Origin of the sequence: Streptomyces calidiresistens (genome assembly GCF_014141525.1) — a bacterium.
Taxonomy (GTDB): Bacteria; Actinomycetota; Actinomycetes; order Streptomycetales; family Streptomycetaceae; genus Streptomyces; species Streptomyces calidiresistens.
Genome location: NZ_VKHS01001331.1, coordinates 1 through 894 on the forward strand (window position 1 = coordinate 1; position 894 = coordinate 894).

Here is an 894-nt window from a genome sequence, read left to right on the forward strand (position 1 = left end):
ACCCCGCCGGGCCCCGTCCCGGCGGCCCCGGGCCGTTCCCCGGCCCGCACCCGGCACCCTCCCGGTCATCGCCGCCGGGACCCTTCTCTCCGTTCCGGCCGCGCCGGCGACCGCCTCACCGATCCCGGTGCTCCTCGCCCTGGTGGTGATCCCCGTCCTGTTGCGGGCCCGGCATCGCCGCCGACTGCGGGCGGCGGCCGACCGCCGGGTCGAGGAGGTGATCTCCTGGTGCGCGGCGGTCGCCGCCGAGGCGAGGGCCGGACTGCCGCCGTACCGGGCGCTGGTGGCGGCGGGGACGGCCGGGCTCGGCTCCCGGGCCCCCGAGGTCCTGTTCGCCGCCCGGTCGGGGGACGGCGTGCCGGAGGCGCTGCGACGGCTCTCCGCCGAGCCCGGGGCCGAGGGGCTCGGCGCGGCGGCGGCCTGTTGGCGGGTGGCCCTGGACAGCGGCTCCTCCCTGGCCGACGGCCTGGACCGGGTGGCCGACACCCTGCGGGCCGAGCGCGATCGGCGGGCCGACCTGCGCGCCGAGCTGGCCGGCCCGCGCACCACCGCCCTGGTCCTGGCCGGCCTTCCCCCGGTCGGCCTGGTGCTGGGTTCCCTGATGGGCGCGGCACCGGTGGACGTCCTCCTGCACACCGGGGTGGGCCGGATCTGTCTGGCGGCCGGATGCCTGCTGGAGGGGCTCGGACTCGCCTGGGCGGCGGCGATCGTCCGCTCCGCCGAGCGCGGTGCGGCGGCCGGTCCCGGCCGCCTCCGTCGGAGGGCCGGGCGGTGAGCGTCCTGCCGACGCCCCCGCCCCTCGCCCCGCCCTGGGCCGGGATCGGCGCCGCGGCCACCGGGGGCGGGGGAGCGGGGCCGGTCATCGGCGTGGCGGCCGTCCTGCTGTGCGTGGTG

Annotated in this window: 1 protein-coding gene; it reads left to right on the forward strand. The window is 81.0% G+C overall.

The features are described 5' to 3' along the window. Positions 1-775: type II secretion system F family protein (locus tag FOE67_RS27145; RefSeq protein ID WP_228474357.1), on the forward strand; the 775-nt coding region annotated here is incomplete at its 5' end. Positions 776-894: the final 119 nt, after the last annotated feature.